This window comes from Algibacter pacificus (assembly GCF_008033385.1).
Taxonomy (GTDB): domain Bacteria; phylum Bacteroidota; class Bacteroidia; order Flavobacteriales; family Flavobacteriaceae; genus Algibacter; species Algibacter pacificus.
Genome location: NZ_VOGY01000004.1, coordinates 309,956 through 331,932, shown reverse-complemented (window position 1 = coordinate 331,932; position 21,977 = coordinate 309,956). Strand labels below are relative to the sequence as shown.

Here is a 21,977-nt window from a genome sequence, read left to right as displayed (position 1 = left end):
TTGTTTTAATGAATTAGCTAGAAGCAACACCAAGCGTATAAAGGAACTCCATAGTTGGGGTTTCGCTACCACCCGCAGGTTCTAGCGTTATACCGAAAGCTTCACTTTGGTTGGCGTTTGCAATTTCGAATATTTTGTTAGCATCTGTAGCAAAATCATCGATAGTTCCTAAGCTGGTAGGGGTTAGCGGACTCAGTTTTAAAGACCAAACTTGGTATACTTTTCCTTCTGGAGGTTCTGGTAAACCTTGAGCATCTAAAAATATACGTTGCTCTTTTTTATCCCAATAAACCTTGGCATAAGTGTCTGCAAAATTTCCTTGACCCGTTAAAGGTATTTTGGTAATGGCATCGTCTCGTAAAACGGAAACTAGCGTTTGTGCTTCTTCTAAACTATTTTTAGAATTAGCAATTTGAGTTTCTAATAAGGCTTCTTTTACTTGAGCGACTTTAATATGGGATTGTAAGGTTTTGTTTTGGTTTATGGTCCAAAGTAATCCAGCAGCCAAAACAACAGATGCCGCCCAACCGGTATAAGTAATCCAGTTGAATTTAGTGATTGAAATCACTTTAGTATCGTTATTTCCTTTAAAACCTAAAGCTTTTTTTATATTATTTAATATCAGGTTTTTGTTTTTAGGCGCTGTAGCAGCGGTAAGTTTAATTACGGCGGCTTCAATTTCTAAAACTTCTTGTAATATTTCGGGGTGTTTTTGCATAAGCGCATAGACCTCTTGGTTTTCCTTTTCAGAAAGCGAACCAGCGACGTAAAGCTCTAAAATTCCAGATGCTATGTATGCGTTAATATCCATTTTAATTTAAAAATAATACTTCAGTTTTAACTTCTTTGTTTTAATTAGGAACAGGGCTTTAATTTAAAACCATGTTCCTAAGTTCTTTTATACAGTTTCTATTTCTTGTTTTGATAGTGCCTAAAGGCATATTAAGGGTTTCGGATGCTTCTGTTTGGGTATAACCTTTAAAGTAAAGTAGCTCTATGACTTCAATACATTTTTTAGCCAATTTATTTACATAGCCTTTTATACCAATAGCATCTGTTTTATCATCTAAGCTATCATGGCCTTCAATTATATCTACGAAAAAAGAGGCATCAAGGTTTTGTTTGGTTTTCTTAAAGTTTTTAGAGCGGGTTTTATCGATTGCTGCATTACGCGCAATGTTTAAAATCCATGTAAAGAAACGGCCTTTTTGACTTGAGTAAGTGTCCGATTTATGCCATGCTTTTATAAAAACATCTTGCATCACTTCTTCGGCAATATCATTATTTCTAACAATGTTAAAAATAACGCCATGCATGCTTTCGCTATACATGGCGTATAAGGTTTCAAAAGCCTTTTCGTCTTTTTGTTTAAATTTTTCGACTAGAATATCTAGATTCATGCAGGCTTTTAAAAGTTAAAGGTATTTTGTTGTTTAGTTTTCGCGTAAAAAAGTTTTAACTTCTATAGCAACATCTTCCCATGTTTTGCTAACGCCATCTGATCCTTTATGTAAATCGAAACATACTTTGTTTAGCGATTCTAAAGCACCAAGGGCGTTCCAGTCTTTTAAATTCATAACTCCCGTCATAACTACACGTCTTTCTTCAGTAATTTTTACGTCTAAAGGTAAATCGCTAGTAACACCATTCATGGTAATTGCAGCAGAATATGACCCATTATTATATTTAATGGTGCCTTTTAAAAATTCGGTGTCAAGCATAGCTCCAAAAAAGGACGCTCTAATTTTTGCGTCTCTGGTGTTGGTGGCATCATTAGTAAATACACTACTAACCGGGATAGAAAAGCTTAAATTGTTTAAGGCTTCTTCTGGAGTTGCACCTGTTTTGTTTTCGAATTTTAAAATTTTAAATTCGCCACCAACTGGTAATTTCTCTGTGGTTTTATAAGCGGTCCATTTTACCGAGGTTCCTTGTGGTTTTACTACATATTTTACAGCGGTTGCAGCTTCTGGAGTTGCTTCTGTTTTACTTTCTTTTTTTTCGTTTTTGCAAGCCGCTAAGCTTATAGCTAGTACAAATAGAAGAATACTTATTTTTTTCATTTTTTTAGTTTTTTTATTTAGTCGAAAGTTAAGGCAATATTCAGAGCCTTGCAAGATTTGGTATGATATATATCATATATTTAACGATTGGATTCCTATAGTTTTGAATATTAAATGTTAGATATGCACAATTCATTAGTCGATAAATATAATGTTTCCGGACCTCGATACACGAGTTATCCTACGGTTCCGTATTGGAATAATGAGACGTTTTCATTGCATAAATGGAAGCAAACATTAGTAAAATCGTTTAAAGAAAGTAATTCCAAAGAAGGGATTAGTCTTTATATTCACCTTCCTTTTTGCGAAAGTTTATGCACTTTTTGCGGTTGTAACAAACGCATTACTAAGCAACACAGCGTGGAATCTCCATATATAAATGCTGTTTTAAAAGAGTGGGATTTATATTTAGAATTATTGGATGAAAAGCCAATTATTAAAGAATTACATCTTGGAGGTGGTACGCCAACCTTTTTTAGTCCAGAGCATTTAAAACTATTAATTAATGGTATTTTAAACCAATCGGTTTTAGCCAATAATTACGAGTTTAGTTTCGAGGGACACCCTAATAATACCACGCGTGAACATTTGCAAGCGCTTTTTGATGTTGGTTTTAGACGGGTAAGTTACGGTGTGCAAGATTATAATGAAACGGTTCAAAAAGCCATTCACCGAATTCAACCCTTCGAAAACGTAAAACGAGCGACCGAAATGGCTAGGGAAATAGGGTATACATCCGTAGGTCACGATATTATTTTCGGTTTACCATTTCAAACTATAGAACATGTAGAATCTACTATTTTAAAAACAAAAGCACTTTTACCAGATCGATTGGCTTTTTACAGTTACGCGCATGTGCCGTGGATAAAAGGAAATGGGCAACGTGGTTTTAATGATGAAGATTTACCAACTCCAAAATTAAAAAGAAAGCAGTATGAATTAGGTAAAAAAATATTAGCCGAAGTAGGCTATCATGAAATAGGAATGGATCACTTCGCCTTAAAAACCGATAGTTTATTTCAATCTATGGAAAATGGAAACTTACACCGTAATTTTATGGGGTATACGGCTTCTAAAACGCAAGCTATGATTGGTTTAGGCGTGTCGTCAATAAGTGATAGCTGGTATGGGTTTGCGCAAAACGTAAAAGGTTTAGAGAGTTATTATAATTTATTAAACGATCATATTATACCTGTTTATAGAGGGCATATTTTAAACGAGGAAGATTTGATAATTAGAAAACATATTCTAAATTTAATGTGTCGTTTTAAAACCAGTTGGTCTAGTGAGCAACTTTACTTTCCTGAGTTGCCAGCGGCTTTAGCACAATTAAAGGAAATGAAGCAAGACGGTTTGGTTAAAATAAAACAGAATAGTATTGAAGTTACCGAAAAAGGACAACCCTTTGTTCGAAATATATGTATGGCTTTCGATGTTTTATTACAACGTAAACAACCCGGTGCACAACTGTTCTCCATGACGGTTTAAGCCTAGTGTGAAAATATTTTAACCATCTTGTATGTTTAAATTTATTAGTATTAACAATAACAAAAAACAATAAAAATGAATACCATTCTTGTACCTATCGATTTTTCAGAACACTCAGAATATGCTTTAAAAACAGCAGCAAAATTAGCAAAAAAACATAACGCCGAAGTACTGGTATTACATATGCTTGAAATGGCTACCGTGGCGCTTAATGCTACCGACGAGTTATTAGGACAGCAAGTAATCTACTTTATGAAGTTGGCCGAGCAAAAGTTCGAAGCTTTTCTAGATAAACCTTACTTAAAAGATTTAAAAATAACCCCAATAATTAAGCATTTTAAAGTCTTTAGCGAAGTTAATGATGTAGCAAAGGCACATAATGCAGATATTATCATTATGGGCTCTCACGGTACCAATGGCATACAAGAAATGTTTGTAGGGTCTAATACGGAGCGTGTGGTTCGGAACGCCGAAATTCCTGTTCTAGTCGTAAAAAATAGTGAAGTAGATATTAATTTTGATGTTATTGTATTGGCCTGTGATTTAACTGAAGAATCCATACAACCCTACTTAAACACACGTAAAATGTTTGAAGAAATTGTGTCTAAAATATATATTGTGCATGTTAATTTACCAAACGAAAACTTTAAAAGTACTGTAGAGTTAGAAGAAATGGCGGCTAACTTTTTTACAAAAGCGGAAAAAAGTTTAAGCCGAATGGAGGACATGCATTTTATTTCCGATTATACGATAGACGAAGGTATTTTAAATTTCTCTACCCAATATGGAGCCGATTTAATCGTGATGCCAACCCACGGAAGAACGGGATTAGCCCATTTTTTTCAAGGTAGTGTTGGCGAAGATGTTGTAAATCATGCCAACTTACCCGTGTTAACCATAAAAATGTAATTTAAATTTTTTTGTTGTCATACAATGAATATAATTTCGTCATACTTTTTAAAATCACTGTGGCGAAATTATATTTTTAAACAGAGATTGTTTTTTTAGTAAATATAAATTTTAGTGACATTCCATGCCAGCCGAAACGGCATCGTAAACAGGTGCGGGTGATATGTACGGAATGCCTAATCCTAAACCTCGAAGAATAAAAAGTGCTCCAATAACTATAATAAAAATAGGAATTATTTTCTGTATTTTTTGTCGGGCAGCTCCTTTTAAAAACTGCGAAAAATAAATAGCAGTTGTCATTAAGGGTATAGTCCCCAAACCAAAAACAGCCATATACAAACTACCATTTAAAGCATTTCCGCTTGCAATAGCAGCAAAAACAGCCATATAAACTAAACCACAAGGTAAAAAACCATTTAAAAAACCAATGGTTAAAAAGGTATCCATGGTTTTTTTCTTCATAGCAGAACCTAGAGCCGATTTAACTTTCGAAATAAGGCGGTATATAGATTTCGAGAAATTATATTTATTAAATATTTTCTGCGGAATTAAAACCACCAAAATCATTAATATTCCAATAAAAATAGAGAGTTGCTGTTGGAAACCAAACAAGTATAAACTCTTACCAATTAATCCAAAAACCAACCCAATAATACTGTAAGCAAGCAATCTTCCAAAGTGGTAAACAGTAATTTGTAGTCCTTTTTTTAGCGCATTATTTCGATCCACAGGGAGCATAAAAGCAATAGGGCCACACATGCCCACACAGTGAAAACTACCTAACAAACCAAGTATAAATGCAGAAAAAAGCATGTTAATAAAGTATAGATTCTTTAAATAAATAAGAATTTCCCTTATATTGCCAATCTATTTTAATGTTCCAACGACCATCTACCAAACGTTTGTCAGGTATGAGCAAATAGGAATCAGACAATGAACTTAAAGAAGTTTCAAAGTCTAGTTGTTTGTTAGATGGTCTATATAGGAACATTTTTCCTGTAATTTTTGTATAATCAATACCCTTTGGGAAAACAATTTTTAATCCCGCATTGGTACGTAAATAAGAAACATTTTCAGCTAGTTTATCAGCAGTTTTAAGCTTGTTAATATCCTTTTGGTACAGCAATTCTTCGCCATAATAATCCTCTGTAACTAAGTCGTTTTTAAACCTATCACTAGAAAACATTGTAATAACAAAGTACATAATAAAGGCAATAAAAGCAATAAATGCCAAAACAATTCCTGTTCCCCAATTAAATTTCATAACACATTTTTTTTATTCATTTTACACAATCTCGAAGATTGCAAACGGTAGACTATTTTAAAGCCTACTTCTTTTGGTCATTACCCTACGGGTCGGGCTTTCACTACTCGCTCCCTTCCTTTGGTCGGGGAGCTCAAACAGGCCGTTCAATCCCTAATGCACGCACCAGCCAAGACCTTGTTCAATAATATAGTTATTACTTTATTTAAAACTTCGTGGCCCTAAAAAGTTAGCCGTTGTCGTTTCAATTAATTTATCGCCAGAGTAAACCCCAATTCTAATTTTATTTCTATCACCAGTTAAAGCCGAGTTATTTATTTCTACAAATAAGGTACCCTTTGCAATTTCCTGTCTTGGTACCACAAAATGATCATGCGTTGCCACTAATTTCAATTCTCCTTTGTGAGACATCAGTTTAAAACTAACATCGTTAATATCTTCTGTTGTTTTGTTAACCAATTTATAGGTAAACACGTTACTAATAATGTTATTATCTTTATGTTCATAAAGTTGACCTGGCAACCTTAAAATAGTAGCTTCTACATCATTTCTTAAAAATAACATACCCGTTAGTAGTCCTATTAAAATAGCCAATACTGCCGTATACCCCTTCATTCGGGCGGTAAGTTTAAAAGGCGTTTTCTTCTCAATATTTTCCTCACTCGCGTAACGAATTAATCCTTTAGGAAGGTTAATACTTTCCATAATATTATCGCACTCATCAATACAAGCTGTACAATTTACACATTCTAATTGCGTACCATTTCTAATATCTATACCAGTCGGACAAACGTTTACACATTGCATACAGTCTATACAATCGCCATGTCCTAGAGCTTGGCGATCTTCATTTTTTCTGAATTTTTTCCTGCCATTTTCAGCCTCTCCACGTTTATGGTCGTAGGCCACAACAATGGTTTTTGTGTCTAAAAGTACACCTTGTAATCTTCCGTAAGGACAAGCTATAATACAAACCTGCTCTCTAAACCAAGCAAAAATAAAGTAGAAAACTGCTGTAAATATGGTTAAGGATATTAACGTACTTAAATGAGCTGCAGGCCCATCTGTTATATAAGTTATCAACGTATCGCTTCCTATTAAATAAGCCAAAAACACATTCGCTATTATAAAGGAAATAAGGGTGAAAATAAGAGTTTTTAATGTTTTCTTTCTTATTTTTTCAGCATTCCAAGGCATTTTTGCTAAACGCATTTGTTTACCTCGGTCGCCTTCAATCCAATATTCAATACGTCTAAAAACCATTTCCATAAAAATGGTTTGCGGACAAATCCATCCGCAGAAAATACGTCCAAATGCAACGGTAAAAAGAGCCACGAATACAACACCAATAATCATCGATATTACAAACAAATGAAAATCTTGTGGCCAAAACGGAAAACCAAAAATATTAAAACGACGTTCTAGTACATTGAACATTAGAAACTGGTTGCCCTTAATTTTTATAAATGGCGCTAATAGTAAAAAGGCGAGTAATCCGTAACTTACATATTTACGATATTTATAAAATACACCACTGGGTTTTTTAGGAAAAACCCAAGCGCGTTTACCGTCTTTTGTAACAGTTCCAATGGAGTCTCTAAATGCTTCGTTTTCTGGTGTTTCCACAATTTTTTTATTTATAACCTGCGAGGTTTAAAAAATCTTGTAGGTTTATTTAAAATGTTATTGTAAAACCTATAAGGTTAATAAAACTTTGTAGGTCTTGAATGTGTGAGTTTTATTGTAATTTTAGTTTACTTGGGCCGTTTCCGAAGTTTCTGAAGCTTCTGCTTCCCAAAGATCACCTTGTGGTTCTTTCGGGTTTGCTGGTGTAGTGCCTTGTAAGCTTAATACATAACTAGATACTTGTGCTATTTGAGCTGGTTTGAGTTGGGCTTTCCAAGCTATCATTCCTTTTCCAGAGCGTCCACCTTCAGATACAGTTTTAAACACATGTTTTATATCTCCGCCTAAAATCCAGTATTTATCTGTTAGGTTAGGGCCAATTCCACCGCCACCATCTGCCATGTGACAGGCCACGCAATTGGTTTCAAAAATGGTTTTACCTGCTTTTAAATCGCCGGCATCGGTTAATAGGGTAACGGTATTAAAATCTACTAAATCTTTAGCTGTTTTTTTGTATTCTTCAATTGCTATTTTAGCTTCAGCTATTTCTGTTTCTAATTCATCTAGTTGGGTGGGGCCGTTAAATACTTGATATTTTAAGAGATATACAGCGGCGAACACAATAGAGATGTAAAAGGCGTATACCCACCATGGTGGTAAATTATTATCTAGCTCTTTTATGCCATCATAATTATGATCTAAAATTATTTCGCTTTCCTGTTCAATAGGTTTTTGGCCTAATAATTTGGTGTAGGTTTCTTTTATCCAAGTGAATTTATAACCCAATTCTTGTTCGGCTAAGAAACGAGCTTTAGCTTCTTCATCTAATTTTTGAAGCATGATAGTTTCTAAAGCGCCAAGAACGGCTTCAATAGCTATTAAAATTAAAAGCACTAAAATTAAAAATAATTGAACGGCTGTATATACCATAAAAGCTGGTTTTTCACCAGAATCTACAAAGTATTCTGTTATAGCCATGATGATTAAAAAGGCTACGGGAATTCGTATCCAAGATGGAATTAGTTTTCTCATAATGTATCGTCGTTTTCAGTTTCTAAAGGTAGATTGCTTACGTTTTTAATATAGTCTTTTTTTGCAGTGATAACCCACCAAAAAAGTAGCACAAAAAAAGTAAAGAATATAACTAGAGATATTATTGGGTATATTTCTATACCGTCAATACTTTCCATGTGGTATTTTATAAATTTCAGCATGACTTTTTTATATTGTTGTTATTATTTTTGTTCTGGTTTAACATGGATATCGGTTCCTAAACGCTGTAAATATGCAATAAGGGCAACAATCTCTCTGTTTTTCATTTCTATAAAAGGTAAACCGTTTTCAGCTGCATATTTTTTATCAGCTTCATAGGTTTTTGCAAAATCGGGATCTTGGTGTAAATTTTCTTCTATTTGGGTACCTTGTTTTAGCATGTTTTCTTGCGCTTTTGCAATATCTTCTTCCGTATATGGAACGCCTAAAGTAACCATAGCTTCCATTTTTGTTTCGGTTAAAGATTTGTCTAGCTCACTACTTTTACCTGTTATTAACCATGGGTATCTTGGCATAATTGAACCCGATGAGGTACTTTGCGGATCATACATATGGTTAAAGTGCCAGTTGTCGGAGTATTTTGCACCAACTCTATGTAAATCTGGTCCTGTACGTTTAGAACCCCAAAGGAATGGATGGTCGTAAACAAATTCTCCAGCTTTCGAGTATTCGCCATAACGTTCAACTTCATGTCTAAATGGACGAACCATTTGTGTGTGACAACTTACACAGCCTTCACGGATGTAAATATCTCGACCTTCTAATTCTAATGGTGTATAGGGTTTTACACTTGATATTGTTGGTATATTAGATTTTACCATGATAGTTGGAACTATTTGAACAATGCCTCCTATTAAAATAGCAATAGTGGCTAAAATAGTTAATTGAATAGGTTTACGCTCTAACCAAGTGTGCCACCCTTCGTTTGCTGTACGTCTTTTAGAAACGCGTTCAAGTGCAGGTGCTTCGGCTAATTCGTCCTCTACTTTACTACCTTGTTTTATAGTCATGATAACATTGTAAACAAGGATAAATAAACCAGATATATATAAACTACCACCAATTGCGCGCATTGTGTACATAGGCATAATTTCTGTAACTGTTTCTAAGAAATTTCCATAAACTAAGGTGCCGTCTGGGTTAAATTGTTGCCACATAGAATATTGTGTAAATCCGGCAACATATAAAGGTAATGCATACATAATGATGCCTAAAGTTCCTATCCAGAAGTGTGCGTTCATTAAGCCTAAAGAGAACATTTTTGTTTTAAATAAACGAGGCACTAAATAGTAAATCATACCGAAAGCTAAGAATCCATTCCAAGCTAGAGCACCAACGTGTACGTGTGCAATAATCCAATCGGTAAAATGCGCTACGGCGTTTACACTTTTTAGAGAAAGCATTGGACCTTCAAAGGTTGCCATACCATAACCTGTAATAGCAACAACCATGAATTTTAAAACAGGATCGATACGAACTTTATCCCAAGCACCACGAAGGGTTAGTAAACCATTAATCATACCTCCCCAAGATGGCATTAATAACATGATTGAGAATGTGGTACCTAAAGCTTGTGCCCATTCTGGTAAAGCGGTATATAGCAAGTGGTGAGGTCCTGCCCAGATATAAATAAATATAAGAGACCAAAAGTGTACAATAGATAATCTGTAAGAATATACAGGTCGGTTTGCAGCTTTAGGAACAAAGTAATACATAAGTCCTAAGTAGGGCGTAGTTAAAAAGAAGGCTACAGCATTATGCCCATACCACCATTGTACAAGTGCATCTTGAACACCAGCGTAAACAGAGTAACTTTTAAAAGCACTTACAGGTAATTCTAAATTGTTAAATATATGGAGAACTGCAACAGTAACAAATGTGGCTAAGTAAAACCAGATAGCAACATATAAATGACGTTGTCTACGTTTTAATATCGTCCAAATCATGTTAATACCAAAAACAACCCAAACAATAGTAATAGCAATATCTATTGGCCATTCTAGTTCAGCATATTCTTTAGTAGAAGTATAACCTAAAGGTAATGTAATAGCAGCCGCAACAATAATAAGCTGCCAACCCCAAAAGTTAATATTACTTAAAAGGTCGCTCGCCATTCTAGCTTTTAATAACCGTTGTAGCGAGTAATAAATACCAGCAAACATGGCGTTACCAACAAAAGCAAAGATAACAGCATTGGTGTGTAATGGTCTTAAACGACCAAAACTTAACCAAGGAATACCATCGGTTAAATTGGGGAATAAAAACATAAAAGCAAGTAGTAACCCTACAGACATACCTACAACCCCAAAAACAATAGTGGCGTAAATAAATTTTGTTACGATTTTATTATCGTACTTAAATTGTTGCATTTCCATAAATTAAATATTAATCTTTTTTAGTTAAAATTGTTTTTTTAGTTTTTTCTTTTATTAGTTCATCTTCAAAAAGAACACGAACCGATGGCGTGTAGCTATCATCGAACTGCCCTTTTCTAACAGCAACGATAAACGCCACAAAAAAACCAATAGCAACAATAATGCTAATAGTTAGTAAAATATATATAACACTCATACCTTAATTGAAGTTACGCGCCAAAAATACTTTTAAGCTTTTGGCTAAAACATGACAAACGTCATGTTTTTTAGATTTTAAGTCAATTTTTATTTATTAAAAACAAGGTTTTTTTTATAACTTTATTGCAATGAATACTTTTTTTGTTTTTTTAATTTTCTACCTACAAAATTAGTGCTAACCGTAGTAAATAGTACGATACTAATAGAACTTAAAGGCATTAATATAGCGGCTATTACGGGGGCTAGTTGTCCTGTAACAGCAAAATATAATCCTATGCTGTTATATATTAAGGATAATAAAAAACTATATCTAATAATTTTTATGGCTGATTTTGAAGCTTTAATAAAATCGTATAAATGATTGAATTTTGACGCATCGAGAATAGCATCGCATGCTGGAGAAAATATGTTGACGTTTTCGGAAATAGCAATACCAACATCACTTTGTGCTAAAGCGCCAGCATCATTAAGCCCATCACCAATCATTAGTACTTTGGCTCCCGATTGTTGGTGGTGTTTTATATATTCTAGTTTATCTTCTGGTTTCTGGTTAAATAGTAGCTTTGTTTTTGCTGGCAATAACTTGGTTAAGTTTTCTGTTTCTCCAGCGTTATCCCCAGAAAGAATAACTAAATCAAAATGTTTTTTTAATTTATTAAATAGTTTAGACAAGCCTTTTCTGTATTTATTAGAAAAAGTAAATCGCCCTTTATATTCACTATTGGTGCTTACGTAAACGGCGGTGTTTAAAGTGGACGTTTCGGCGGTGTAGCCAACAAAAGGAGCAGAGCCAATTTTTATGGTATTTTGGTTACGTTTGGCTTCAATTCCTTTACCTGTATGTTCTTCGTAGTTATCTAAAGTGGCAATATCATGTTTATTTAAAAGGTTGTATAAAGATCTACTTAAAGGATGATTTGAATTTCGTAAGGTGCTTTTAAGTAGAATCTCTTGATCGGAGGAAAGGTTAGAACCTTCATAGGTAATAGCGGTTTCTTTATTGGCTGTAATGGTTCCTGTTTTATCGAAAATAATGGTGTTAATAGCTGCTAGCTGCTCGATAACTGATGCGTTTTTTGCGTAGAATTTTAATTTACCAAAAATACGTAGTAGATTACCGAAAGTAAAAGGCGCAGCCAGAGCAATGGCGCAAGGGCAAGCTATAATCAAAACGGCTGTAAAAACATTTAATGCTTTTGATGAATCGACAAATAGCCAATACGCTGTTGCTAGAAAAGCAATGCTTAAAACCGCAATGGTAAATTTTTTACTTATGGCATTGGTAAGCGTTGTAAAACGATCTTCTTTGTTTTTATTAAACACATCGTTGCTCCATAGCTGGGTTAAATAACTTTGTTCTACAGTTTTTAAAACATCGACTTCAATACTTCCTTTTAACTGTTTTCCTCCGGCAAATAGCTTATCGCCAGATTGTTTGTAAACAGCTTCGGCTTCACCAGTTACAAAGCTGTAGTCTATTCTTGCTTTTCCTTTTATTAGAATAGAGTCCACAGGTATTAATTCTTCATTTCTTATTAATAATCGATCGCCTTTTTCAATATCGTAAATTTGAACAGATTCTTCCGTTCCATCGGGGTGTAATTTGGTTATTCCTATAGGGAAATACGATTTGTAATCACGTTCAAAAGATAAGTAATTGTATGTTTTTTGCTGAAAAAATTTCCCAAGTAAAAGAAAAAAGATTAGACCCGTTAAGCTATCGAAAAAACCAGTGCCAAGATTTAGGATAATTTCCGCAGTACTTCTTACAAATAAAACAAGTATACCTAAAGATATTGGAACATCGATATTTAAAATTTTAGAGCGTAAACCTTTATAGGCGGATATTAAATAATCTTGTCCCGAGTAAAAAACAACAGGAAGAGAAAAGCTAAACATAAGCCATCTGAAAAGTGGAGCGTAGGTTTCAATCCAAAAGCCGGTAACTTGGAAATACTCCGGAAAGGATAAAAACATCACATTTCCAAAGGCAAAACCAGCAACGCCTAATTTGTAAATTAGAGAGCGATCTACATTCTTTTTCCCAACACTATAATCGTCTAAACTTATAAATGGTTCGTATCCAATACTGCTTAAAAGTTTAACTAATTGTTTTAAAGAAATAGTTTCGCTATTGTAGGTAACTCGTACGGTTTTTTTTCCGAAGTTTACAATAGAAGAACTTATAGATGGATTTAATTTATTTAAATTTTCAAGAATCCAAATACAAGAACTACAGTGAATATGCGGAATAAATAAGGTTGCTATTTGCGTTTTTTCATCATTAAAATCTAAGATGCTTTCAACAATTTTAGGATTGTCTAGAAAGTTGTATTTACCTTCAATATCGCTAGGTTTAGCGCCGGCAGAGGCTTGTAAATCGTAGTAACACGTTAAATCGTTTGTAGAAAATATTTCGTATACAGTTTTGCAACCATTGCAGCAGAACGATTTATTATCATACGTAATATTAGCCTCAGATGCGTCTAGACCGCAGTGAAAACATGGGGTTTTACTCATTTAAATTTGCTCATTTATACCTCATACAAAAATCATAAATCAACTGTCTTTTAAATATGATATTTGTCATGTTTTATTTATTTTTACAAAAAACAAAAATTTAGATCTATTATAGGTAAACAGTATAAAAATAAGCAATTTAGAGAAATTTTGTTTTTAATTGTTACTGAATTTAGTATTTAAATTAAAATTTTAAAATAGGTTTTCAATGTTCCAAAATAATGATCGTGTATTTAACGTACTTTTTGAAGCTGTTTCAGAAGGTGTTATTGTTGTAGACAAGAATCAAAAAATTGTGGCAACAAATAAATCATCCGAAAGTATGTTTGGGTACACTAAGGAAGGTTTATTAAATCAGCACCTCAATATTTTAATACCAAAAAGTTATCATGCAAATCACGGTAGTCATTTTGATGGTTTTATGAAAAATAAAGAAAGCCGAAAAATGGGGCGTGGTAGAGATTTGTACGGAAGACGTCAAGACGGAACCATATTTCCTTTAGAGGCTGGATTAAACCCCTTAGAAATTAATGGTGAAAGTTTTATAATGACGCTCGTTATCGATATTACAATAAGAAAACGGCAAGAACTGGAATTGTTAGAATTAAATACCGAGTTAGAACAAAAAGTTAAGGAGCGAACAAACGAGTTAAGTAATATGGTTGAAGAGTTAAAAATAGTAAATCTTCAACGCGACCAAGAAATAAAGAAACGTATTGAAGCACAAAATAGAATTAGTAATGCGCTTAAAAAAGAAAAAGAACTTAACGAATTGAAAACGAAGTTTTTGTCTTTAGTTTCGCATGAGTTTAAAACCCCGTTAAGTGGTATTTTAACATCATCTATGCTATTAAGTAAATATAAATTAACCGAACAGCAGGAACGGCGAGATAAGCATATAAGAACTATTTCGGATAAAGTACATTACTTAAATAACATTTTAAACGATTTTCTATCGATTGAAAAATTGGAAACCGGAAAAATGAATTATAAACTTACTACCTTTAAGGTTAGTAAAGTAGTTAATGAAGTGGTTTACAATGCTAATATGCTTTTAAAAGACGGGCAAAAAATTAATTATCCAGAAAACATCGATGATTATTCATTATATCAAGATGAGAAAATTTTAGAATTAGCCTTATCGAATTTGGTTAATAATGCTATAAAATATTCCTCTGAAAACACCATTGTAGATATTCATGTAAAACAAGATAATACGCATACCTATTTTCGTATAAAAGATAACGGTATGGGTATTCCTGTTAAAGATCAAAAAAGTATATTTAACCGTTATTTTAGGGCAGAGAATGCTCTATTAGTGCAAGGAACAGGTATTGGATTAAATATTGTTAAAAGCCATTTAGAAAACTTAGGAGGAACTATAAGTTTTGTAAGTGAAGAAAATAAAGGAAGTATATTTACCATAAAAATGCAAAATAAAGTAGAATAATGAATAAAGTATTATTGATAGAAGATGATGTTGTTTTAAGAGAAAACACAGCGGAATTACTTGAATTGTCTGATTATGATATGATAACAGCTCCAAACGGAGAGGTTGGCGTTCAAATGGCAATTAAGTATTTACCTAACATTATTGTTTGCGATATTATGATGCCTGAGCTTGATGGTTACGGTGTTTTAGAAGCTTTATCTAAAAATGAAATTACAAAACATATTCCATTTATATTTTTATCGGCAAAAACAGAGCGTAAAGATGTAAGAAAAGGCATGGATTTAGGAGCCGATGATTATATTACAAAACCTTTTGATGAAGGAGAACTCATTAGTGCTATAGAAAGTAGGCTGGCAAAAGCTTCTATTTTAAAAGATTTGCACGAAGAAAAAACTAAAGGTGGTACCAATGAACCTGAAATTAGAACACTTAACGATTTAAAAAATTTTTTTGATGATAATGGAGAAGTTACTAAATACGGTAAGGGTGAAACCATTTATGAAGAAGGACAAAATTCTAATTATGTTTACTTAATTTCCAAAGGCTTAGTAAAATCGCATAAATTTGACGAAAAAGGAAAAGATTTAACAACAGCATTATATAAAGAAGACGACTTATTTGGGTACACATCATTTCTTCAAAATACAGCATATCAAGAATCTACAACCGCTATAAAAGAAACGGTTCTAATAGGAGTAACTAAAAGTGCGCTTAAAGAAGTGCTTAATAACAATCATCAAGTTACTCTAGAGCTTATTCAGCTGTTAACAGAAAACCTCACCGATGTTAAAGAGCATTTATTGCAAATGGCCTATAGCTCGGTTAAAAAAAGAACAGCAAATACCATCTTAAAATTTGCAGAAAAGCTCAATAGAAATCCAGAAGATAATATTAAAATTTCACGTAACGATTTGGCTAGTGTTGCTGGAATAGCAACCGAAAGCTTAATTAGAACCTTATCCAGTTTTAAAGACAGTGGACTTATTGAAATTGAAGGTCGGAATATTAAAATTTTAGACCTTAATAAACTCCAGGATATGCATTAAAATATAGCGATAATGAAGATTTATGATTTTGGTCATATTTCTTTAAATATCATGCGTTTACTTTTGTATTCAGAAGTAAACAAACATGAAAAATATTTTAATACCTACCGATTTTTCTGAAAATGCATGGAATGCCATAGAGTATGCGCTCCAGTTTTTCGGTAAGTCGTCTTGTAATTTTTACATACTGCACATAGATACTTCTGTAAGTCCAAAATATACAGAAGTAATGGCCAATATAGGAGAAACCGAAGTTTCTAATGTTTTAGGCAATACTTCAAAAAAAAGATTACACGACACCATAGAACGAATTATTAAGAGTTCTTGTTTTAATGAAAACCATAAATTTTATCCTGTTATAGATGAAAATTTTTTAATAAATTCTATTAGAAAACATGTGGAACAAAAAAAAATAGATTTTATTGTTATGGGGACTAGAGGGGCGTCTAATATCCATAATTTGGCTGTTGGCAGTAATACAGGAAATGTTATTACAAAAGTAAAATGTAACACCTTAGTTATTCCAGAAAATGCCAAATATATAAACCTAAAAGAAATAGCCTTTCCAACAGATTTTTCTTTTTTTTATCATTCTGAAACCTTGCAGCCCATGGCAGATATTGTGGAAGAAAATCACGCCGCAGTAAGAGCACTCCATATTAATAATAGTAAGGCAGATTTAAATGAAGATCAAAAAAAGAACAAAGAATTTCTAGATGATTATTTTAATAACCAAGAGCATAGTTTTCATTTCTTAACTAATAATCATATTGAAATTGCCATGCAGGATTTTGTTGAAAAAAATAAAATTAATTTAATTGCGATGTTGGCAAAAAATTTAAACTATTTTCAGAAAATTTTATTTCACCCTACAACTCCAAAAGTAAGTTATTATACAGATGTTCCTTTTCTAGTTTTACATTAAAAGGATATTTTAAATAGAATTAAACCTCAAATCGGTATGGGAAAATGTGAACAATGTATAATTAAACAATTTAATTCAATGAAGACTTTATCTAAAGATGAGTTAATGCGTATTTCGGAATGTAAAACCTCTAGAAAAATAAAAAAAGGCGAAGTTATTTTTGAAGAAGGTGAAGTTATTAATGGGGTATATTGCATTAAAAATGGTATATGTAAATTATCCAAACTCAGTGAAAACGGAAAAGATCAAATTGTAAAAATGGTTGTAAAAGGCCAGTTGCTAGGCCAACGTTCGCTAATAACAGACGAGTGCTCCAATTTACAGGCCGTGGCCTTATGTGATATGGAAGTATGCTTTATTCCAAAAAATGAAATTATGGCAGATCTTGAAAATAACCTTAAGTTTTCTTTAGATGTGCTAAAAGTGATGGCAAGAGATTTAAGAGAATCGGATAATATTATTGTAAATATGGCTCAAAAAACCGTAAGAAAAAGGCTTGCCGATGTTTTAATTTATCTTCAAAATAGTTTTGGCGTTAATGCCGATGGTACCCTTAGCGTTTTATTATCACGCGAAGATTATGCTAATATTGTGGGTACCGCAACAGAGTCTGCCATTCGTATTATTTCTCAGTTTAAAAAGGAAAATCTAATTTCTACAAAAGGAAAGTATATTAAAATTGAAGATTTGGCAGGATTAAAAAGGGTTGAATAGGAGGGTGATGTATTAATTTTGTTGTGCCTTTATAACATATGAATTACCAAGTTTGTTTGGGGCTGGTATATTTTAATTTTATAGGTAATCTTTTTATAAAAAAGTTACTGAGCTAAATAAAAAAAACATTAAAAAAAGACTGTAAGAAAGCATTTTTCTTACAGTCTTTTTGGTTTAACCGTATTATCAAATGCGCAAAATAAATAGCCTTGTTTTTTAGATTTCTTATCGAATTACGTAATAGATAATATATTTAGAAAACTTTTTTAATTGAGACGTTTTCTTTGTTTTTTCGTCAAAAAACAGCTATTTTAAACAAAAAACGAGTTAAAAACACTAATAATCTAAATTTTTTAAATTTTTATGGGAGGTACTACAGATAAAATTCAGCATGATATTAGGCTACTGTCTTTTGATATAGATAACACACTTATAGAGTTCAATACACATAAAAGTAACTTTCGTAAAATATGGCAAACTTATAAATCGGGACAAAAAGCACTTCTTGCTTATAATACAGGACGTTTAGTTGATGATGTTATAAACTTAATTCAAAAAGGAACATTACCAAAACCCGATTATATTATTTCTGGCGTAGGAACTCATATTTACGACTATAACAAAAAATGCGTAGTTAAAGAATTTAATGATGTTTTAGACGATGGTTGGAATTTAGAACTGGTAGAAGAAATTATCCAAAATATTGACGGACCTATTAACGAACAACCTAGTAAATATCAACACGACTATAAGCGCAGTTATTATTTTCACAATGCTTCCGATGCCGTTATTTCAGAAATTGAAAATATTTTTGTTAAAGCCAATATGGATATTAATGTAGTGTATTCGCAAGAACAATATTTAGATATTCTTCCTAAATGGGCCAATAAGGGTAATGCCTTACAGTGGCTACTAAAAAAACTCAATTTAAGCGCTTCGCAAGCCTTAGTAGCAGGGGATAGTGGTAATGATTCTGCGATGTTCGATATGGAGGACATCAAAGGTATAGTGGTTGCTAATGCCCATGAAGAACTTTATAAATATACTAAATATAGACAAATTTATCATGCCGAAAAGGATTATGGTGATGGCGTAATTGAAGGCTTAGTATATTATGGGGTGTTACCTGAAGAAGCCATAGTTGAAAGTAATACAGACCATACAGACGATTATATTATTCAGCAAGAATTAATTAGTATAGCATCTGAGGATGATAAAGAAAAATTAGATATCATACTTGAAGGTTATGAGAAAGCCATCATTGCTTTAAAAAAGAATATTACACCACTTGGTTTTTCGGCTTGTTCTATTAAAGATAATGTGACTAACGGAACCGATGAAAATTATCACAGCGTTTGGGCAAGAGATGGTGCTATTACGGTTATTGGCTCTTTAGCATTAGTGGATGATGAAGAAATTCATCAATGTCAAAGGCAAACTTTAGTCACCTTAATCGAGAATAGTTCCAGAAACGGACAAATACCTTCCAATGTTCGTTTAAAAGATAAACAACCCGATTACTCGGGAGTAGGGGGAATTTGCTCCATAGATAGTGGTATTTGGGTAGTTATTGCTTTTTACGAATATGTAAATGTAACTAAAGATATCAAGTTTTTACGTAAATACATTTCCGATATCAAAGAAACCATGCGTTGGCTTGGCGCTCATGATAGTAATAATGATGCTTTATTAGAAATACCCGAAGCAGGAGATTGGACCGATTTATTTGGCGGAAGTTACAATATTTTGTATGATGAAATTCTCTGGTACCGCTCTAATGTGTGTTTTGGTAGAATGCTTGAAATGCTTGGTGATTATGATGAAGCAGGAGAATATATTCGTTGGTCTCAAGTGATTAAGAAAGAAATATTGCAAAATTTTTGGCCTTCTACACAACAAAAATTATTTCAATCGGTTTCATTTGCCGAACGTCAGTTTACATTGGGTGATACGCCTTATTTAATTCAGCAAACTACACCATTCGATTTTAGTTGGCGTTGTGATGTTTTTGGTAACGTTTTAGCTTTTTTATTTGGCACTGTAGACTCGGAAAAGGCGCATCAAACATTTAAATTTATGTTGGGCGTTGGGGTTAACGACCCTTTTCCAGTATCTAATGTATACCCTGTGGTAACACCCGGAGATCCCGACTGGAAATCGTACTACACAGTTAATTTATTGAATTTACCAAACCATTATCATAACGGCGGAATTTGGCCTTTTGTAGGTGGTTTTTGGGTTAAATTTATAGGGAAACTTGGTTTTAGAGACATGGCCATTTCCGAGTTGCATAAATTGGCATTAATTAATAAGGAAGGTTTAAATGAAGAATGGGAGTTTAATGAATGGGCACATGGTATATCGGGAAAAGCTATGGGAAAAGCCTATCAAGCATGGTCTGCAGCGCAATACATTTCTGCTTGTCACGATTTAAAAATAATTAAGAAATAATAAACTAAAAACGATAAAATTATGAAGTCAATTTTAATGATCTCTTTACATGGATATGTAGCAGCCAATCCGGAATTAGGTAAACCAGATACGGGCGGCCAAGTCGTTTATGTTCTAGAGTTAGCAGAACGTTTTAGTAGATTAGGTAAACGTGTCGATTTAGTAACACGACAGTTTGAAAATCAACCTGAATATGATCATGTACACGAAAATTATAGTGTATGGCGTATTCCTTTTGGAGGAAAAAAGTTTATTAGAAAAGAGGATATGCACGATCATCTTAAAGCTTTTGTAACCAATACTTTGGCGGCAATAAAAAAGAATAACAAAAAATATGATGTTGTTTATTCTCATTACTGGGATGCTGGTTGGGCTGGACAAAAAATAGCCGAAGAACTAGGGGTGTCTCACGTACATACACCGCATTCTTTAGGGTGGTGGAAACAACACAGTATGGGAAGCGATATGGATGAAAAGGAAATGGAAAAGACCTATAGGTTTAAAGAACGTATTAGAAAGGAATATTTTGTTTATCAAATGTGTAATCATATTGTAGCAACAACTTTGCCGCAAGTTGATTTATTAACCCAGCAATATGATGTGCTTTCTAGAAATTGCACCATGATTCCTCCCGGAATTGATGAAAACAGATTTTACCCTGTTCCAACAAAAGAGAATGATAAAATTCGAGCTAAATATGATATACAACCTACCGATATTTTAGCCTTAGGAAGAATGGCACATAATAAGGGGTACGATTTACTTATTAGAGCGCTACCAACAGTTTTTGAACTTTGTCCAGAAGCGCGATTAGTGGCTGCCATTGGTGGCGATCAGTCTGAGCAAGATGATAAAGGGGTTGCTGGTCTAAAAAAGCTAGCCAAAGAATTAGGTGTTTTAGATAAAATAACCTGGAAAAATTATATAGCAGATGAAGATTTAGCCAATGTATACCGTGCGGCTAATATTTTTGTTATGCCATCGCGTTACGAACCTTTTGGTATGGTAGCTATTGAAGCTATGGCCTGTGGTACGCCAAGTGTTGTTACTGTGCATGGCGGATTGTACGATTTAATAGATTTTGGAAATCAGGCTTTGTTTGCCGATCCGCATAGACCTGTTGAATTTGGTGCTATGATGGCTATGCCTTTATTGTATCCTAAAATGCGTAATGAACTATCTGTAGAAGGTGCTCGTTTTGCACGACGTAATTTTGGTTGGACAGGTATAGCAAAACGCATGCTGCAGGTGTTTACTAGTTCTATTAACCAGCGAACTATGGAGTCTAATTTATTTTATTAAGATAAAGCCTAAGGCTATCTAGTATCTCTACTTTTAATATTATTAGCGCATAACTGAATAATTTCAGTTATGCGTTTTTTTATAGTGGCTTCTCGTTTGGCTTGGTTTAACCAGTATAAATACCCTTTTTTATAGGATGGTGCAAAATTATTATAGTTTTCAAAAGCTTGAGGGTTTTTATGAAACGCGCGTTGTAATTCATCTGGAATAATGCCTTTTTCAACATTATCCAGAGCCGTCCAGCTACCATTTTTTTTAGCTATTTCTATGGTTTTTAACCCCGAATTATGCATTAAATTCTCCTTTAAAAGGGTTTCAATATATGTTTTATTAAGTGCACTCCAAACGCTTTTAGGGTTTCTTGGTGAAAAGTATTGTCGGCGCTTTCCGTTTCCTAAACTTTTTACGGTAGAATCTATCCAACCATAGCAAAGCGCTACTTTTACGGCATCTTCCCAACGCATAGAAGCTTCTTTGTTTTCAACTTTATAAAATATTAAATGTATTCCTTTATAATTTTTATAATTTTCATGAAGCCATTTGCGCCATTCAATATGCGTTTTAAAATATAACTCTGGTGTTTTCAAAAA

At 33.3% G+C, this 21,977-nt stretch carries 20 protein-coding genes; 8 read left to right on the top strand and 12 right to left on the bottom strand.

Annotation, left to right across the window (positions count from 1 at the left end):
• Positions 1-13: 13 nt before the first annotated feature.
• Genes FQU21_RS08615 through FQU21_RS08605 form a run of 3 tightly spaced genes read right to left on the bottom strand, consistent with a single transcriptional unit; the run spans position 14 to position 2,063 of the window.
• Positions 14-811 (bottom strand): anti-sigma factor, encoded by a 798-nt coding sequence (locus FQU21_RS08615; RefSeq protein ID WP_147677591.1) that lies wholly within the window; start codon positions 809-811, stop codon positions 14-16.
• 58 nt (positions 812-869) lie between these two features.
• Positions 870-1,400: an RNA polymerase sigma factor gene (locus tag FQU21_RS08610; RefSeq protein WP_147677590.1), complete on the bottom strand. Its 531-nt coding sequence runs from the start codon at positions 1,398-1,400 to the stop codon at positions 870-872.
• 33 nt (positions 1,401-1,433) lie between these two features.
• A complete protein-coding gene (locus FQU21_RS08605; RefSeq protein ID WP_147677589.1) occupies positions 1,434-2,063 on the bottom strand; it encodes a YceI family protein in 630 nt (209 codons plus the stop codon).
• Positions 2,064-2,186: 123 nt separating this feature from the next.
• Between FQU21_RS08605 and hemN the strand changes: the two genes are divergently transcribed.
• The gene (gene hemN, locus FQU21_RS08600; protein WP_147677588.1) at positions 2,187-3,551 is read left to right on the top strand and encodes an oxygen-independent coproporphyrinogen III oxidase; all 1,365 of its coding nucleotides are present in this window, start codon (positions 2,187-2,189) and stop codon (positions 3,549-3,551) included.
• A 75-nt stretch (positions 3,552-3,626) separates the two neighbouring features.
• Positions 3,627-4,460: a universal stress protein gene (locus FQU21_RS08595; RefSeq protein WP_147677587.1), complete on the top strand. Its 834-nt coding sequence runs from the start codon at positions 3,627-3,629 to the stop codon at positions 4,458-4,460.
• Between the two features lie 111 nt (positions 4,461-4,571).
• Here the strand turns inward: FQU21_RS08595 and FQU21_RS08590 are convergent, their stop codons facing one another.
• The 8 genes from FQU21_RS08590 to FQU21_RS08555 all read right to left on the bottom strand — a co-directional run bounded on the left by FQU21_RS08590 (position 4,572) and on the right by FQU21_RS08555 (position 13,496).
• Complete coding sequence (locus FQU21_RS08590; RefSeq protein WP_147677586.1) at positions 4,572-5,273, bottom strand: sulfite exporter TauE/SafE family protein; 702 nt, start codon at positions 5,271-5,273, stop codon at positions 4,572-4,574.
• A gap of 1 nt (position 5,274) precedes the next feature.
• Positions 5,275-5,724 carry a FixH family protein gene (locus FQU21_RS08585; RefSeq protein ID WP_147677585.1) on the bottom strand — a complete coding sequence of 150 codons (450 nt, stop codon included), beginning with the start codon at positions 5,722-5,724 and terminating at the stop codon, positions 5,275-5,277.
• A gap of 201 nt (positions 5,725-5,925) precedes the next feature.
• Positions 5,926-7,350, bottom strand: coding sequence for a cytochrome c oxidase accessory protein CcoG (gene ccoG / locus FQU21_RS08580; RefSeq protein ID WP_147677584.1), 1,425 nt, complete (start codon positions 7,348-7,350; stop codon positions 5,926-5,928).
• A gap of 123 nt (positions 7,351-7,473) precedes the next feature.
• Positions 7,474-8,382: a cbb3-type cytochrome c oxidase N-terminal domain-containing protein gene (locus tag FQU21_RS08575; RefSeq protein WP_147677583.1), complete on the bottom strand. Its 909-nt coding sequence runs from the start codon at positions 8,380-8,382 to the stop codon at positions 7,474-7,476.
• Complete coding sequence (locus tag FQU21_RS08570; protein WP_147677582.1) at positions 8,379-8,564, bottom strand: CcoQ/FixQ family Cbb3-type cytochrome c oxidase assembly chaperone; 186 nt, start codon at positions 8,562-8,564, stop codon at positions 8,379-8,381. The genes FQU21_RS08575 and FQU21_RS08570 overlap by 4 nt, the downstream gene beginning before the upstream one ends.
• A gap of 21 nt (positions 8,565-8,585) precedes the next feature.
• Complete coding sequence (gene ccoN, locus FQU21_RS08565; RefSeq protein ID WP_147677581.1) at positions 8,586-10,778, bottom strand: cytochrome-c oxidase, cbb3-type subunit I; 2,193 nt, start codon at positions 10,776-10,778, stop codon at positions 8,586-8,588.
• A gap of 10 nt (positions 10,779-10,788) precedes the next feature.
• Positions 10,789-10,974, bottom strand: a complete 186-nt coding sequence (gene ccoS, locus FQU21_RS08560) for a cbb3-type cytochrome oxidase assembly protein CcoS (RefSeq protein WP_147677580.1) — start codon at positions 10,972-10,974, stop codon at positions 10,789-10,791.
• Positions 10,975-11,096: 122 nt separating this feature from the next.
• Positions 11,097-13,496, bottom strand: a complete 2,400-nt coding sequence (locus tag FQU21_RS08555; RefSeq protein WP_147677579.1) for a heavy metal translocating P-type ATPase — start codon at positions 13,494-13,496, stop codon at positions 11,097-11,099.
• Between the two features lie 208 nt (positions 13,497-13,704).
• Here FQU21_RS08555 and FQU21_RS08550 point away from each other — a divergent pair, with 208 nt between their 5' ends.
• The 6 genes from FQU21_RS08550 to FQU21_RS08525 all read left to right on the top strand — a co-directional run bounded on the left by FQU21_RS08550 (position 13,705) and on the right by FQU21_RS08525 (position 21,387).
• Positions 13,705-14,946, top strand: a complete 1,242-nt coding sequence (locus tag FQU21_RS08550) for a PAS domain-containing sensor histidine kinase (RefSeq protein WP_147677578.1) — start codon at positions 13,705-13,707, stop codon at positions 14,944-14,946.
• Positions 14,946-15,995 carry a response regulator gene (locus FQU21_RS08545; protein WP_147677577.1) on the top strand — a complete coding sequence of 350 codons (1,050 nt, stop codon included), beginning with the start codon at positions 14,946-14,948 and terminating at the stop codon, positions 15,993-15,995. Before FQU21_RS08550 ends, FQU21_RS08545 begins: the two co-directional genes overlap by 1 nt.
• 85 nt (positions 15,996-16,080) lie before the next feature.
• A complete protein-coding gene (locus FQU21_RS08540) occupies positions 16,081-16,920 on the top strand; it encodes a universal stress protein (RefSeq protein ID WP_147677576.1) in 840 nt (279 codons plus the stop codon).
• A gap of 36 nt (positions 16,921-16,956) precedes the next feature.
• Positions 16,957-17,634: a Crp/Fnr family transcriptional regulator gene (locus tag FQU21_RS08535; protein WP_147677575.1), complete on the top strand. Its 678-nt coding sequence runs from the start codon at positions 16,957-16,959 to the stop codon at positions 17,632-17,634.
• Positions 17,635-17,997: 363 nt separating this feature from the next.
• Complete coding sequence (locus FQU21_RS08530; protein WP_147677574.1) at positions 17,998-20,085, top strand: HAD-IIB family hydrolase; 2,088 nt, start codon at positions 17,998-18,000, stop codon at positions 20,083-20,085.
• Between the two features lie 21 nt (positions 20,086-20,106).
• Positions 20,107-21,387: a glycosyltransferase gene (locus FQU21_RS08525; RefSeq protein WP_147677573.1), complete on the top strand. Its 1,281-nt coding sequence runs from the start codon at positions 20,107-20,109 to the stop codon at positions 21,385-21,387.
• 14 nt (positions 21,388-21,401) lie between these two features.
• Here FQU21_RS08525 and FQU21_RS08520 read toward each other — a convergent pair whose 3' ends face one another.
• Positions 21,402-21,974 carry a YdeI/OmpD-associated family protein gene (locus tag FQU21_RS08520; protein WP_147677572.1) on the bottom strand — a complete coding sequence of 191 codons (573 nt, stop codon included), beginning with the start codon at positions 21,972-21,974 and terminating at the stop codon, positions 21,402-21,404.
• Positions 21,975-21,977 lie beyond the last annotated feature (3 nt).

Bases quoted from the DNA above. Each gene is read 5' to 3' on its own strand.
- FQU21_RS08535 (WP_147677575.1), top strand. From the start codon at position 16,957: ATGGGAAAATGTGAACAATGTATAATTAAACAATTTAATTCAATGAAG.
- FQU21_RS08590 (WP_147677586.1), bottom strand. From the start codon at position 5,273: ATGCTTTTTTCTGCATTTATACTTGGTTTGTTAGGTAGTTTTCACTGT.
- FQU21_RS08525 (WP_147677573.1), top strand. From the start codon at position 20,107: ATGAAGTCAATTTTAATGATCTCTTTACATGGATATGTAGCAGCCAAT.
- FQU21_RS08605 (WP_147677589.1), bottom strand. From the start codon at position 2,063: ATGAAAAAAATAAGTATTCTTCTATTTGTACTAGCTATAAGCTTAGCG.
- FQU21_RS08595 (WP_147677587.1), top strand. From the start codon at position 3,627: ATGAATACCATTCTTGTACCTATCGATTTTTCAGAACACTCAGAATAT.
- FQU21_RS08615 (WP_147677591.1), bottom strand. From the start codon at position 811: ATGGATATTAACGCATACATAGCATCTGGAATTTTAGAGCTTTACGTC.
- FQU21_RS08585 (WP_147677585.1), bottom strand. From the start codon at position 5,724: ATGAAATTTAATTGGGGAACAGGAATTGTTTTGGCATTTATTGCTTTT.
- FQU21_RS08575 (WP_147677583.1), bottom strand. From the start codon at position 8,382: ATGAGAAAACTAATTCCATCTTGGATACGAATTCCCGTAGCCTTTTTA.
- FQU21_RS08570 (WP_147677582.1), bottom strand. From the start codon at position 8,564: ATGCTGAAATTTATAAAATACCACATGGAAAGTATTGACGGTATAGAA.
- FQU21_RS08610 (WP_147677590.1), bottom strand. From the start codon at position 1,400: ATGAATCTAGATATTCTAGTCGAAAAATTTAAACAAAAAGACGAAAAG.
- FQU21_RS08555 (WP_147677579.1), bottom strand. From the start codon at position 13,496: ATGAGTAAAACCCCATGTTTTCACTGCGGTCTAGACGCATCTGAGGCT.
- FQU21_RS08530 (WP_147677574.1), top strand. From the start codon at position 17,998: ATGGGAGGTACTACAGATAAAATTCAGCATGATATTAGGCTACTGTCT.
- FQU21_RS08550 (WP_147677578.1), top strand. From the start codon at position 13,705: ATGTTCCAAAATAATGATCGTGTATTTAACGTACTTTTTGAAGCTGTT.
- FQU21_RS08540 (WP_147677576.1), top strand. From the start codon at position 16,081: ATGAAAAATATTTTAATACCTACCGATTTTTCTGAAAATGCATGGAAT.
- hemN (WP_147677588.1), top strand. From the start codon at position 2,187: ATGCACAATTCATTAGTCGATAAATATAATGTTTCCGGACCTCGATAC.
- ccoN (WP_147677581.1), bottom strand. From the start codon at position 10,778: ATGGAAATGCAACAATTTAAGTACGATAATAAAATCGTAACAAAATTT.
- ccoS (WP_147677580.1), bottom strand. From the start codon at position 10,974: ATGAGTGTTATATATATTTTACTAACTATTAGCATTATTGTTGCTATT.
- FQU21_RS08545 (WP_147677577.1), top strand. From the start codon at position 14,946: ATGAATAAAGTATTATTGATAGAAGATGATGTTGTTTTAAGAGAAAAC.